Consider the following 12840-nt stretch of genomic DNA (forward strand, 5'->3'; position numbering starts at 1 on the left):
CTTGCCCGCCTTGCGCTAACATGGCCTGCCGGGACGGCGGTTTCGCAGTTCATTTCGGCGGCGCGATACGTGAATGTGGATTTTGCCACGGATTCTCGCCAAAGGCCACCAGATACCCTTGACATTTATCGCCAGTTTCTGTCTTTTGCAATGCACAAAATATTTTATTTTTACGAATTTAGTATGATTAATGAAATTTTCTGTCGTTAACTATGTTAAAATAGACTGATGATAATGCAGCTGGAGTTGAGAGTATGACTGAGAAACGCCCCGGTCCCGCACAGGCAGCAGGTGCAGCAAAGCCCTCTTCCTCAGCTCCGGACGCATCGCCTGCGCACGGCAACGCACACAGCGGCAGTCCTCAGAGCGGCAATGCTCAGGGCGGCAGTATTCAGGGCGAACGAGACCGTCCCTGGCTGTTTCGGACCTATGCGGGACATTCGACAGCCGCCGCTTCGAATGCGCTCTACCGCAAGAATCTTGCGCGGGGGCAGACCGGTCTGTCTGTGGCCTTCGATCTGCCGACCCAGACCGGATACGATTCCGACCATGAGCTCGCGCGCGGCGAGGTCGGTAAGGTTGGCGTTCCGATCTCTCATCTCGGGGACATGCAGACGCTCTTCGCCGAGATCCCTCTGGACCGCATGAACACCTCCATGACCATCAATGCGACGGCGCCCTGGCTGCTCGCGCTCTATACGGCCTGCGCCGAGACCCAGGGCGTGGCCCGGGCGGATCTTTCCGGAACCACGCAAAACGATCTGATCAAGGAATACCTCTCGCGCGGCACCTATATCTTCCCGCCAAAGCCCTCGATGAAGCTGATCACCGATGTAATCGCCTACACCTACAAAGACTCTCCGCGCTGGAACCCCATGAATGTCTGCTCCTACCACCTGCAGGAAGCAGGGGCGACACCGGTTCAGGAGTTGGCCTTCGCGCTGGCTACGGCGATCGCGGTACTGGATGCGGTGAAGGCATCCGGCCAGGTCCCGCCGGAGGATTTTCCGAAAGTCGTGGGCCGGATCAGCTTTTTCGTAAATGCCGGAGTTCGTTTTGTGACCGAACTCTGTAAAATGCGCGCTTTCACGCGGCTCTGGGACGAGATTTGCCGCACGCGCTACGGCGTCGAAGAAGAGAAGTACCGCCGTTTCCGTTATGGGGTCCAGGTTAACTCCTTGGGTTTGACCGAGCAGCAGCCGGAGAACAACGTCTATCGGATTCTCATCGAAATGCTGGCGGTGGTGCTCTCAAAGGACGCACGAGCCCGGGCAGTGCAGCTTCCGGCCTGGAACGAGGCGCTGGGGTTGCCGCGTCCGTGGGATCAGCAGTGGTCCCTTCGGCTGCAGCAGATAGTGGCCTTCGAGACGGATCTCTTGGAGTACGAGGATCTCTTCAACGGCTCGACAGTGGTCGAGGATAAGGTCGCAGCCCTGATGGCGGAAGCCAGGGAAGAGCTGGAGCGGATCGAGGAGATGGGCGGGGCCGTAGCCGCGGTCGACAGCTCCTACATGAAGGAGCGCCTGGTCGAGAGCGCGACGGCGCGCTTCAACGCCATTGAAAGCGGCGAGCAGGCAGTGATCGGCGTGAACCGCTATACCGAATCCGAGCCTTCGCCCCTGACCGAAGGCGGCGACGGCGGCTATATGGTCAGCGACCCAGATGCGGAAGCCGGGCAGATTGCCCGCCTTCAGGAATGGCGGGCCGCCCGCGACGCCGCCGCGGTGGCGTTAAGCCTTTCCGCCTTGAAGCAGGCCGCGCGTGACGGCAGCAACATTATGGAACCTTCCATTGCCTGCGCCCACGCGGGTGTGACGACCGGTGAGTGGTCGGCGGCCTTGCGCGAAGTCTTCGGCGAATACCGCGCCCCGACGGGTGTTGGCCGGGCCGTGGCGGTTCAGGGCGGTGACAGTCTGGAGGGATTGCGCGAGCGCGTATCGGAACTCTCCGACCGTCTTGGCCGGCGCGTCAAGATGCTGGTCGGTAAGCCGGGGCTCGATGGCCATTCGAATGGCGCCGAGCAGATCGCCGTTCGCGCCCGCGATGCCGGTTTTGAGGTGGTGTACGAAGGAATCCGGCTCACACCCGCGCAGATCGTGAATGCGGCGCTGGAAGAGGGTGTCCATGTGGTCGGTTTGTCGATCCTCTCGGGATCGCATGTTCCGCTGGTCACGGGAGTCATGAAAGGCATGACCGCATCCGGTTTGAACGACGTGCCGGTCGTGGCCGGCGGAATCATTCCGCCCGAAGACGAGGCGACCCTGAAAGCGGCCGGCGTTGCGGCGGTCTACACACCCAAGGATTTTGATCTGACCGCGATCCTGTCGGACATCCTCGATATCGTCGAGCGCACCACGCGAGAAGCGGCGTAGCCTCGAAGGCGGCAGTGGTTTCCGGAAACGTTTGGGCAAATCTGCTTGTAATTGTTTCCGCAGGTGGAAAGTGTTTTTCTCACTGGCGGGCCTGAAACAGCCGTTTTAGAACAGCATGCGCCTCAATGTGCCGTGTTTGTCGATGAACTGATGCTTGATGGCCGCCCCGGCATGCACGGCTACGACGCCTAACAGGCCATAGGCGATGTAGTAGTGCAGTTCGATGGCAAGATCCCGGGCGGCGTCCGATATGCTCAGAAGGGCCGGGACCTCGAAGAGCCCGAAGAAGGTGAAGCCGCTGCCCGCAGAGGTCGAGATCGCGTAGCCGGTGACGGGAATGGCGAACATCGCCAGCAAGAGAATGCCGTGCGCCGCGCGGGCACCGAGTTTCTCCCAGGGCGCCAGTTCGCTCTGTAATCCGGGCGACCGCGAGATCAGTTTCCAGACCAGGAAGAGGCTCGCCAGCAACAGCGCGATCATACCGATAGCGCGATGCAGTTCGAGCCCCCGGTTGTACCAACTGTCATAGTAGCTGAGACCGACCATCCACCAGCCAAGGCCGGTTAAGCCCAGGATGCATCCGGCTATGAGCCAGTGAAGCAGTTTGCTCACCAGCCCATAGCCCGTGGCGGTATTGCGCAGTGCCAAAGCGGCAGCTTTCTACTGTTTGATCGCTTCAATCATCAGGTCAACCACGACGTTTTCTGCTGCCGGACCAAGGTTGTAGCCCATGCCGAAGTCCTTGCGGGCCAGGGTGTAGCTGCCCTCGAAGCCGGCGCGGTAGCCACCCCAGGGGTCGTCGCCTTCACCGAGTTTGGTGATCTCAAACGAGATGGGTTTGGTCACACCCAGCAGGGTCAGATCGCCGGAGAGCGTTCCGCCGTTTTCGTCGCCGTCGTAACCCGTGCTGACAAAGGTTGCGGTCGGGTGCTTCTCAACGTCGAAGAAGTCGGCGCTGCGCAAGTGCTTATCGCGTTCCGCGTGGTTGGTGTCCAGGCTGGCGGTGTCGATGGTAAGCTCGACTTTCTGGGCGGCGGCGCCTGCCGCCGGGTCGTAGAACATGGTGCCATCAATCGTATTGAAGCGGCCGGACAGCCAGCTCATGCCCAGATGTTTCGTCTTGAATTCGATGAAGGAGTGGGTTGGATCGATCTTGTATTCGGCTGCGCCTGCGGGCAAGGCAGCGGCCACAAGAAAAGCGGAGGCGAGCGAGAACCCGGTCAGGGTTTTGAGCGGCTGAGACTTCATCGTGGCTTCCTTATTGTTTGTACAAAAAAAAGATAGGATTGAATCTGTCGCAGCTGCGGTTGCGAACAAGTAACAGCTTTGTGATCGAACGGGCGTTCGCCTGTCTTTGCACGTTCCGGGCGTTCGTGCCGTCTTTGGAGCCTTGACCCTTCGGTCCGGCTGCGGTTAGGGTGACGAGTTATGACAAGTCACAACCTCAAGGGTTTCGCAATTCGAATTAGCGACCCGGCGCCGATAGGGCGACCGGGACCTTTCGTTATTCGCGATTCAATCTTTGAGGACGACTGTGATGTCTGCACAGCCTGTACATTCGACAGCTGATACCTATCCCGGCCCCGCCGGACGCTCTACACCCGCCCCCCGCAAAGCCGTTCACTGCTTCTCGATCCACGCTGCTGCCGAGCCGGGCGTCATGCCCAGGGTTCTGGAGCTCTTTGCCAAACGCAATCTGGTGCCCAGCCGCTGGCATAGCGATGTGATGGGGCCTTCGAACCGCGACCTCTCGATCGACCTCCAGGTCGTGGGGCTGGATAGCCTCACCGCCGACTACGTTGCGCGTTGTTTGCGGCAGGTTTACGGGGTCGAGACCGTCCTGACGTCGGAGAAGCCGGTATTCTGACCGAGTGTCCTTTCAATTCAACTTCTCTTTCAATAGGTTAGGGGGAAATTGAGTGACCGAGAGGACCAGGCGTGAGTCTGCTTGAGCGAATCAGAACCTGTCATCGCTGGGATCCGGCGGCTTATCGTCCTTTTCTCATCGATGGGATTTCCTATGGCTACATATCGGCTGCCTTGGCGGGCCGCTTGTCGGACTTTCCGGCGGTCTTCACGGTCGAGCCGGGGCAGGTCACGCTGTCAGCCGGCCTGCGGGATTTTGCCGGCCGCAGCGAAGCGGTTGCCGAGACCGTAATGCGCTTAACCGAGAGCGGTGATCTGCCCAAATGGCGCGGTGAAGACTTTCCGGTGGTACGGCGCTGGGGCGACGCGCCGGTGATGGCCATCGACAGGTGCGCTGCCGCGCCCCTCGGGATCAGGAGCTTCGGTGTCCATGTCAACGGGATTACAGAGCGCGATGGCCAGCCTCTGATGTGGATCGGCCGCCGCGCCCTGAACAAGCCCTCGGCACCGGGCAAACTCGATCACATCGTTGCGGGCGGCCAGCCCCACGGTCTGAGCATCAGGGAAAACCTGATCAAGGAGTGCGCGGAGGAGGCCGATATTCCGCGCTCTCTTGCCGAGCGTGCCAGGCCGGCCGGCGCGGTCTCGTACCTCTGCGAGTGGACGGATGGTTTGCGCGACGACGTGGCGTTTTGTTTTGACCTTGAATTGCCCGCCGACTTCACCCCGCGCAACACGGATGGCGAGGTCGAGGACTTCTATCTCTGGTCGATCGAGCAGGTCATCGAGCGCGTCCGCGAGACCGAAGACTTCAAGTTTAACGTCAATCTCGTCATCATCGATTTCCTAATCCGTCACGGATATCTCGGCCCGGACGATCCTGATTATCAGGAGATCGTCGAGGGCTTGAGTCGGGGCCAGGCCAGAAAAGCTGAGTGATTGGGCCTTGCGCCGTCAATCTTCCCAGCCCGCCATGGCCCGCACCTCCTGCGCGGACTTGCCTTGCAGCCGCAGTTGGCGCAGCGCCAGTGCGCCGTGACGCTTGGCGAGACGTTGTCCCTGTTCGTCCTCAATCAGGCCGTGATGATGCCACTGTGGAACCGGAAGTTCGAGGAGCGCCTGCAATAGACGGTGGACGTGGGTCGCCTGGAAGAGATCTTCGCCGCGGGTCACCAGGGTGATTTTCTGGAAGGCGTCGTCCAGGGTGACCGCGAGATGATAGCTGGTGCCGATATCCTTTCGCGCCAGCACAACATCGCCGAAGATCTCGGGCTGCGCGATCATCTCGCCCTTGCCCCGATCCTGCCAGCTCAGTGGTCCGGCGAGGTTCCGCGCCTTCTGCACGTCGAGCCTTAGAGCATAAGGTATGTTCGCTGCCTCTCTGTCCTCTCGTTCACCGGGCGAGAGCCTTCGGCAAAGACCGGGATAAAGCGGTCCGTCGGGACCATGAGGTGCCGCTGCCGCGCTTTCAATTTCCGCCTTGATGTCAGCGCGTGTGCAGAAACAGGGATAGAGCAAACCCATGCCGGAGAGACGGTCAAGCGCCTGCCTGTAAGCTTCGTTGCGTGTGGACTGCGCCAGAGGCGGAGCATCCCATCGAAGGCCCAGCCATGTCAGGTCTTCGATCATCTCCTGGGTGAACAGGGGGCGGCACCGCGTGGTGTCGATATCCTCGATTCGCAGCAAAAAGCGTCCACCGCTTTGTCGGGCCGCCAGCTCCGAAAAAAGCCCTGAGAAAGCGTGGCCGAGATGGAGGTGACCACTGGGTGAGGGGGCGAAGCGGGTGGTTTCCGTGCGGGCAGTCATTGGGGTTGCGCGTCGCTTTGCTGGGGTCTGTCGAAATCTTTGGGGCGGATAAATCCGGGGCGGACTTTCCAGGAGATCTTGGATAATGTCCAGTCATGAGCCAGAAGGAAACCAGCCAGGATCAAGAGGCAAAGGCGAATGTAGCGCCTGCCGACGAAGCTCTGCGCCCCGCCATGGAAGCGCTCGCGGAACGGGACCGCGACATCGCAATTGCTTATGAGGTGTGCGGCCTACCGCCGGTGCGGCGTCACGAACCGGGTTTTGCCGGACTGATCCGGATCATGGCGGCGCAACAGGTGTCGGCCCGGGCCGCGCAGGCAATTATCGGTCGTCTCGATGCTGCCTTGCAGCCGGTTACGGCTGAGGGATTCCTGGCGCTGGACGATGAAACCCAAAAGCAGATCGGACTGAGCCGGCCGAAGCAGCGGTATGGTCGGGCATTGGCGGAAGACATTCTCTCCGGCCGGATCGATCTGCAGGCGATTGCTTCACTGGATGATGAAGCTGCCGCCGCTGCCTTGATGCAGGCGAAGGGCATCGGGCGCTGGACGGCGGAGGTCTACCTGCTTTTTGCGCTGCAACGGCCGGACATCTGGCCTGCCGGTGATCTCGCGGTCCAGGTGGCCGCCCAGAAACTCAAGGGGCTTTCCGAGCGTCCGGTGGGGGATGTGATGGTTGCCCTTGCGGAAGACTGGCGGCCCTACCGCACGGCAGCCGCCAGGTTTCTCTGGCATCTCTATCGTCATCCCGGAGTGCCTGAAGGCGGGTTTTGAGGGCGCCCCGGCCTGCGAGCCGGATCGAATGACATGCCGTGCGGTGTCTGATGGCCCGATTGAATCCAAAAAGCTGCAAGCACGCGTTTGAATTCGTCACAAAAGTAAGCCCCGAAACCCTGAAAGGGTGACGGCGCGGCCCGAATCGGCTATGACGAACACTGGATTGCCGAAGGATTCCGCCAAAATGGCCGTTGCGAACAAACTTGACGGACCACGCGCAGCACCTGCTTCAGGCGGTGCGGCTGAGTATCTGGTCGTTATGCTGCACGGCCTTGGGGCCGACGGGAACGACCTCTTTGGATTGGCGCCGATCCTGGCGCAGGCTTTTCCCAGTGCGGCCTTCGTTGCGCCAAATGCTCCGGAACCCTGTGATATGGCGCCCATGGGTCATCAGTGGTTCAGCCTCGCGGACCGGGATCCCGAAAAGATACTGTCTGGCGTACGCGCGGCCGCACCGATCCTCGACGACTTTCTCGATGAAGAGCTCAAGAATCACGGTCTGACGGATGACAAGCTGGTGCTTCTCGGGTTTTCACAAGGCACCATGATGGCGCTGCATGTGGCCACGAGGCGCCCCAATAGCTGTGCGGCGGTTATCGGCTATTCCGGCGCGCTGATAGCCCCGGGATATCTTGACGACGAGTTGAAGTCCGAGCCGCGGGTTTTGCTGATCCACGGCGAAGATGACGACGTTGTGCCGCCGCAGGCCCTAGGCGCCGCTGAAAAGGCACTTATGGGTCACGGTTTGACTGTGTACTCCCAAATGATACCCGGTCTTGCCCATGGTATCGATGAAAACGGGTTGCGTATGGGGATCGGTTTCCTCATGGAAACCTTTGCATTGGCCGGCGACGAGGGCGAATCCTAGCTTTAAGACCGTCCCGCACGACGTGGCTTTTTTCAAAATAGAATGAGACCTAAGTCTCTGAAATTAAAGAAGTTGGAACGCAGCAGCGGTTCGACCCCGAATCAATGCGCCCGGCCTGCGACGTCTTGCCGTATGACAAGACGGTGAAGATCTTTACGCTTTGACCACAATATGTTGTGTATCCTCTGCAGGTCCGCTATCAAGAAGTAGAGCGTCGTCGGATTTCCGGCGAGTAAACGCGAATGCACACTATGTAGTAGTACAGAAGGAGGTGCACAGCGTGGGTAGTACAGCTAATGCTTTTCCGGCATTGGTGCTCAATGCGGATTTTCGCCCGTTGAGCTATTTTCCCTTGTCTCTTTGGTCGTGGCAGGATTCGGTCAAGGCCGCATTCCTGGGGCGCGTCAACATCATCTCGGAATATGAGCACACTGTGCGCTCACCAACTTTCGAGATGAGGCTGCCAAGCGTGATTTCCCTCAAGGAATATGTCCATCTCGACCGGAGGCCTGCCTTCACTCGCTTCAACGTGTTTCTGCGCGATGGGTTTCTCTGCCAGTATTGTGGCGACCATCTGCCGTCGGAAGAACTGACCTTTGATCACGTCATTCCCCGTTCGCGCGGCGGCCGCACGACCTGGGACAATGTGGTGACGGCCTGTCAGGACTGTAATCTCGCAAAGGGCAATCAGATGCTCGGCAACTGCGGCATGACTCTCATGCGTCCGGTCGAGGCGCCGACGACTTACGAACTGCAGCAGAATGGTCGCGCTTTTCCACCCAACTATCTCCACGAAAGCTGGAACGACTTTCTCTATTGGGATTCCGAACTGGAGTCCTGATCGGGTCAGGCGGCGTTATCTGGATGAGGTGTCCGCACTGAAGCCAGAAGGCTGCACCATGTGCATTGTCGTGCCTACACCCGTTGGGACAGCCAGATCGCGAGCCGCGAACCGGTCTTGATAGCAGCGCTCAAGACTTCGTAGCCGGGCGCCTGCGCCGCACCGTGCTCCAGCGCGGTATCCCGATGCTCAAGTTCTTCGGCCCGAAATTCCTCGATGGTGTCGCGCAGGTCGGATTCATCGTCTTCCAGGCGCGCGGATTGTTCGGCGTAGTGCTCGTCGATCACTTCTTCCACAGCCACCGTGCAGGCCATGGCGGCTTTGTCGCCCATAAGCGCCGTGGCCGCGCCCAGGGCGAAGCCTGCAACGTGCCAGATCGGCTGCAGGGCTGTAGGACGGATCCTGCGTTCGCAAACCAGCCGGTCAAAGGTTTCCAGGTGCCGAAGCTCCTGCTCGTGCATATGCTTCACAGTTGCGGCGTTCGGATGGTTCCGGCCCATGACCGCAAGCTGGCCCTCGTAGATCCGCCGGGCGCCATACTCACCGGCCTGATCCACACGGATCATGCGCGCCAGTTCTTCTTCCTTGGGCAGGTCGCCGGGCAGCCTGTGATGCGGCTTTTCCGCACTGTCGGGCGCTGCTGTTGCTTGATCTTCCTTCATTGCCGGCTCCTTCAGCTGCTTCAGGATTCAGTGACGCGGCGTGCCGCCCAGACGCAGCCCCCCGCGAAGAGGAGCGAGGCGATCACATTGAAGCCCGCGATCGAAATACCTGCAAAAGACCAGGGTATCGTGTCACAGGTTGCCGGCTGCTTGGCGAGAAGCTGTTCGCGCATCTCCGCGATCGGGGCGTTGAAATCGATGGCCGGCGCATGACAGGCTTCGGTGCCGCGCCACCAGTGTTGTTCGACCCCGACGTGGAACATGGCGATCCCGGCTCCGGTCAAAAAGGCCAGCCCTGCAAGCAGAATAACGGCTTTAAGGGCTTTTCCGCGCGGGGCGAGGACCAGGCCGATCAGACCCAAAGTCATGGCGCCGACATAGGCATAGCGCTGGTAAATGCAAAGAACGCAGGGATCCAGGCCCCCCCAATACTCTGAGGCGAGTGCACTGCCCAGCGCTCCGACGCAAACCGCCACGATCGCAGCCGGAATCAGTCGCGGATTCTCAAACAGCTGGTTTGTTTCAGCAATTGCAGACATTCAGGCTCCGGAACAGTGATCGCAACTCATACGCCTTTAGTTATAGCCCCAAGCGACGCAGTCTCCCAGTCTTCTCAAGGCGCTGCTACAAAAGGTAGCGGCGGGTGTGGAGAACGCATTCAGGCATAGCTTTCTGCGCGCCTGAGCCGGAATCTGCGCGTTTAAGCTAGAAAAGGTAACGGATCGCGAGAAAGCCGGCAAACAGCATTACGAAAAACAAAGTTGCGAGAATGGGGAGATGCTTCTCGATAAAGCTTTTGATCGGCGGCCCGAAGTACCAGAGAAGTCCGGCCAGGATGAAAAAGCGCGCGCCGCGGGAGAGCGCGGATGCGAAGGTAAAGACCGCGGGGTCGAGGCTGAGGGCGCCGCTGGCAATCGTGAAGACCTTGTAGGGAATCGGCGTGAAGCCTGCCGCGGCGACGATCCAGGCCCCCCATTCCGCGTAGAGCACCTGAAAATCCGCGTAGGCGTCGACCTTGCCGTAGAACTCCAGGATCATCTGGCCCACGCTGTCGAACAGGAAAACACCGATGCCGTAGCCGGCCAGACCACCCAGAACCGAGGTTATGGTGGCAATCAGCGCGATCTTCCAGGCCTGATCACGCGCAGCCAACACCATCGGAATGATCAGCACATCCGGTGGAATGGGAAAAAAAGAGGATTCGACGAAGGATATCGCCCCGAGGGCCCAGAGAGCATGGCGGTGGGCGGCCAGATCCATGGTCCAGTCGTAAAGACGTCGCAGCACTCTTGGTAATCCCCTCTAAATCGGATCATGCCTTGCAGGAACCGTCCTTTGGCCCCTGCAAGGAAGTGGAACAGGTTCTGTGTCCGGTTCGCGTGCGGACCCTTTAGCAGCTTGTCCGGTTACGGGCAACAGACGAGACGTGCGCATACCGCGCCTTGTCACGGTCCGATGGGTTTTGTCATGGAAGCCGTTGGGGGGCGTGGCCAAATTTGCTATGCTGTTTTCCGGATCGGGCGGTGCGATGGGGGATGACCCTGGAACAGAACGAGGTGGAGGAGACTGCGTATGAACGCCGAAGCCGAGGTACTGTTCCTGAACGAGAGCTTTTATCACGTATTCCGGCAGCGCGATCTCTCGATGATGGCGAAGCTGTGGGCAGAAAATCTGCCGGTCGCCTGTGCGCATCCCGGCTGGCCTGCGATTTCCGGCCGGGACGAAGTGCTCGGTTCCTGGGAGGCGATCCTGACCAATCCCGATGCACCCGAGGTTTCCTGCCATGGTGCGCAGGCCTTTGCCGCGGGCCAGGATACCGCTTTTGTCATTTGCTATGAAAAGGTGGGAGACAGCGTCCTGGTTGCGACCAATTATTTCGCGCGCGAGGCCGGTGAATGGCGCATGGTTCATCATCAGGCGGGACCCTGTAACGTCTCTCCGCTTGCTCTGGAGGAAGAGACCGAGACCGGTCCGTTGCAGTGAGGGAGCGCACAAAGCGCGAAAATCGGGCGGATCGCCAAAGACAGCCGCGTTCCGGTATAAAAAAAGCGCCTGCCGGCGTTCAGAGTAACCAAAGATATGCCAGGGCATGGCTTTTGCTGTCACTCGGCATCCGGCACAGTCAGGAATCTAACTGCAGTCCGATGTACAGCACTGTTTCAGCCACAGAGTCTGCCTAAACACAGCTTTACCGAGAACGCAGAAATAGGCCCTCCTACCTGGAGAGAGCATGAAACCACGCTACACGCGGTTTCCGGGAAGTGTTTGGCTTCTAGAGCAGCTCTACGCTGGAAGCCATTGGGCCTTTTTGCCCCATCCGCGTCGTCATGCGGACTCGTGCTTCAGGATCCAGGTTCATGACGCCTGCACGTTCCAGGGTCCGGGCAGACACAAAGACGTCTTTCCCGCCATTGTCCGGTGCGACGAAGCCAAAGCCTTTTTCGGCATTAAAGAACTTCACCGAGCCTTCGACGACTTCATCGTTTCCAGTATCTTCAAAGCCGCCGTAACCGCCACCACCGCCGCCGCCGCCATAATCGCCGCCACTGCTGCGCGGCGGGACGTCGGGCATTGATTCAATGTGATGTATGTGCGCCACCTGCGGACCTTTTTGGCCAGCGGAAAGATCGCAAACAAGGGTCGTGCCGTCAGGAAGATCGCGATGACCGGCGCGTTCTACGGCCGAAATGTGAAGAAACGCATCCGGAGAACCGTCGCTAAGCTGTACGAAGCCAAAGCCCTTTGTCGGATTAAACCACTTCACCACTGCACTGACTTCTCGGTGGGTCACGTCCATCCGATCAGAATTGCGATGGGTGTTCATTCTACTACACAGCTCCCATATGGGCGCTCTATTACTGGCACCCCCCATGGCTTCCCTACACGCGCTTGTTTTCCGCGAATAGAGCCCTCGGAAGGTATTTGCATTTCAATAACCAAGTAACGACCGCACTGCTTCAAGTTATAGCCATAGAGCTATCCAACCGGCACATCAGCGATTTTGCTGCCGGGTCTCAAGCTGTTTCCCTGAGGTGTTTCCGGCTAAGTCACTGAAATGCTGTAATTGTTGGACAACAATCCACAGCCTTTAGCTAAGTTGTACCTCAACTTGTGGTGCGAGAGCTACTGAAATTCTCACGAAAGCTTGTGGAGAATTACCAATTATCGAGAGTCAAGTGCGAGTCCCGTGAAGGTTTGTTCCGCACGCGGAAGGACTTCGATCAGAAATGACCAGCGATCTATTCATGGTAACGATACCATAGCACTTGACGTTACACACCACAGGACGGGACCCTCCCGCATTCGCCAGGTGCGCCGTTACGGGGGGATACGGGACCGGAACCCCGGGCTCGGGATACCAAGATAAAATCCGCTCCGGCCGCATTGGCCTATTGCCAAGCCGGATGTCATGGCTATTATCGCCGCGCACGAGCAGGGTCGTTCTTGATGAGAGCACCAAGAACGCGGGTTGGTTTCCGGTAACTTGATCCGGAAACCGGTGCGAGCGCTTTCGTTTAGCGCGATCAGGCTCTGGCCCCCGTGGCGGAATTGGTAGACGCGGCAGACTCAAAATCTGTTGCCTTCACGGGCGTGCCTGTTCGAGTCAGGCCGGGGGCACCATTCAATTCCAGGCGCTTAGGGCGTCATT

At 59.3% G+C, this 12840-nt stretch carries 14 protein-coding genes and 1 tRNA gene; 8 read left to right on the forward strand and 7 right to left on the reverse strand.

Translation table 11 applies throughout. The features are described from left to right. Positions 1-254 precede the first annotated feature (254 nt). Positions 255-2372, forward strand: coding sequence for a protein meaA (locus FKG95_RS02105; RefSeq protein ID WP_142894651.1), 2118 nt, complete (start codon positions 255-257; stop codon positions 2370-2372). 105 nt (positions 2373-2477) lie between these two features. Here FKG95_RS02105 and FKG95_RS02110 read toward each other — a convergent pair whose 3' ends face one another. Together FKG95_RS02110 and FKG95_RS02115 are read right to left on the reverse strand one after the other, a co-directional pair. Then, positions 2478-3020, reverse strand: coding sequence for a cytochrome b (locus FKG95_RS02110; protein ID WP_142894652.1), 543 nt, complete (start codon positions 3018-3020; stop codon positions 2478-2480). Positions 3021-3032: 12 nt separating this feature from the next. Next, positions 3033-3620, reverse strand: a complete 588-nt coding sequence (locus tag FKG95_RS02115) for a YceI family protein (RefSeq protein WP_142894653.1) — start codon at positions 3618-3620, stop codon at positions 3033-3035. Positions 3621-3909: 289 nt separating this feature from the next. Here FKG95_RS02115 and FKG95_RS02120 point away from each other — a divergent pair, with 289 nt between their 5' ends. Next, on the forward strand, positions 3910-4239 hold the full coding sequence (locus FKG95_RS02120) for a hypothetical protein (protein ID WP_179953888.1): 330 nt from the start codon (positions 3910-3912) through the stop codon (positions 4237-4239). Between the two features lie 71 nt (positions 4240-4310). Continuing rightward, a complete protein-coding gene (locus FKG95_RS02125; RefSeq protein ID WP_142894654.1) occupies positions 4311-5177 on the forward strand; it encodes a DUF4743 domain-containing protein in 867 nt (288 codons plus the stop codon). Between the two features lie 15 nt (positions 5178-5192). Here the strand turns inward: FKG95_RS02125 and gluQRS are convergent, their stop codons facing one another. Continuing rightward, positions 5193-6044 (reverse strand): tRNA glutamyl-Q(34) synthetase GluQRS, encoded by an 852-nt coding sequence (gene gluQRS / locus FKG95_RS02130; RefSeq protein WP_142894655.1) that lies wholly within the window; start codon positions 6042-6044, stop codon positions 5193-5195. Between the two features lie 95 nt (positions 6045-6139). Between gluQRS and FKG95_RS02135 the strand changes: the two genes are divergently transcribed. The 3 genes from FKG95_RS02135 (at position 6140) to FKG95_RS02145 (ending at position 8529) form a co-directional block, all read left to right on the forward strand. Next, a complete protein-coding gene (locus FKG95_RS02135; protein ID WP_142894656.1) occupies positions 6140-6817 on the forward strand; it encodes a DNA-3-methyladenine glycosylase family protein in 678 nt (225 codons plus the stop codon). A gap of 187 nt (positions 6818-7004) precedes the next feature. Beyond that, a complete protein-coding gene (locus tag FKG95_RS02140; protein WP_142894657.1) occupies positions 7005-7688 on the forward strand; it encodes an alpha/beta hydrolase in 684 nt (227 codons plus the stop codon). Between the two features lie 280 nt (positions 7689-7968). Next, a complete protein-coding gene (locus FKG95_RS02145) occupies positions 7969-8529 on the forward strand; it encodes an HNH endonuclease (RefSeq protein WP_142894658.1) in 561 nt (186 codons plus the stop codon). 74 nt (positions 8530-8603) lie between these two features. Here the strand turns inward: FKG95_RS02145 and FKG95_RS02150 are convergent, their stop codons facing one another. The 3 genes from FKG95_RS02150 to FKG95_RS02160 form a co-directional block, all read right to left on the reverse strand. Continuing rightward, entirely contained in the window at positions 8604-9191 is a 588-nt protein-coding gene (locus FKG95_RS02150; protein ID WP_142894659.1) for a demethoxyubiquinone hydroxylase family protein, read from the reverse strand. A gap of 20 nt (positions 9192-9211) precedes the next feature. Further along, the gene (locus FKG95_RS02155; RefSeq protein WP_142894660.1) at positions 9212-9730 is read right to left on the reverse strand and encodes a disulfide bond formation protein B; all 519 of its coding nucleotides are present in this window, start codon (positions 9728-9730) and stop codon (positions 9212-9214) included. Between the two features lie 166 nt (positions 9731-9896). Next, positions 9897-10478 (reverse strand): YqaA family protein, encoded by a 582-nt coding sequence (locus tag FKG95_RS02160; protein WP_142894661.1) that lies wholly within the window; start codon positions 10476-10478, stop codon positions 9897-9899. A gap of 285 nt (positions 10479-10763) precedes the next feature. On the opposite strand from FKG95_RS02160, the gene FKG95_RS02165 reads away from it, so the two are divergent. Then, positions 10764-11174: a nuclear transport factor 2 family protein gene (locus FKG95_RS02165; protein ID WP_142894662.1), complete on the forward strand. Its 411-nt coding sequence runs from the start codon at positions 10764-10766 to the stop codon at positions 11172-11174. Positions 11175-11463: 289 nt separating this feature from the next. On the opposite strand, the gene FKG95_RS02170 is transcribed toward FKG95_RS02165, so the two are convergent. Beyond that, entirely contained in the window at positions 11464-12015 is a 552-nt protein-coding gene (locus FKG95_RS02170) for a cold-shock protein (protein WP_142894663.1), read from the reverse strand. A gap of 710 nt (positions 12016-12725) precedes the next feature. Here FKG95_RS02170 and FKG95_RS02175 point away from each other — a divergent pair. After that, positions 12726-12812: transfer RNA gene (locus tag FKG95_RS02175), tRNA-Leu, on the forward strand. Positions 12813-12840 lie beyond the last annotated feature (28 nt).

This window comes from Denitrobaculum tricleocarpae, assembly GCF_007004665.1.
In the GTDB taxonomy this organism is placed as follows: domain Bacteria; phylum Pseudomonadota; class Alphaproteobacteria; order Kiloniellales; family Kiloniellaceae; genus Denitrobaculum; species Denitrobaculum tricleocarpae.